1 protein-coding gene is annotated in these 545 nt (G+C 58.7%); it reads left to right on the top strand.

Features of this window, described 5'->3' with window-relative positions; genetic code table 11:
• On the top strand, nt 1–545 hold a 545-nt coding region (locus IVA92_RS01305; protein WP_247534108.1), incomplete at both ends, for a transposase.

Below are 545 nucleotides of genomic sequence, written 5' to 3'. Positions count from 1 at the left end.
GGGCCGGCCTTCCTACCATGCGGCAGTCCTTCTGAAGCTTTACATCTACGGTTATCTCAATCGGGTGCAGTCCAGTCGCCGCCTGGAACGTGAGGCGTGCCGCAATATCGAGGTGATGTGGCTGATCGGCCGCCTGGCTCCCGATCATAAGACGATCGCCGACTTCCGGAAGGACAATGGCGCGGCGATCCGGAAGGTTTGTGCGAAGTTCATTACACTATGCCGGCAAATGGGCCTGTTGCAGACCCCAAGCGTCGCAATCGACGGCAGCAAGTTCAAGGCGGTGAACAACCGCGACCGCAACTTCACGCAGGCCAAGGTGGCGAGGCGGATGGCGCAGATTGAGGAAAGCGTCGGTCGATATCTGCATCAACTCGATAGCGCCGATCGGCAGGAGCCATCGGAAGCGATCAGCATCAAGACGACGAGGATCAAGGAAGTGATCGCTCGGCTGAAACAGGAGATGAGCCGCCTGGAAGTGCTTGATGCGCAGATGCGCAACACGCCGGATCAACAGATATCGCTCACCGATCCGGATGCCCGTT

It is taken from the genome of Bradyrhizobium sp. 154 (assembly GCF_023073875.1).
GTDB lineage: Bacteria > Pseudomonadota > Alphaproteobacteria > Rhizobiales > Xanthobacteraceae > Bradyrhizobium.
This window is presented reverse-complemented; position numbering and strand designations above follow the sequence as displayed.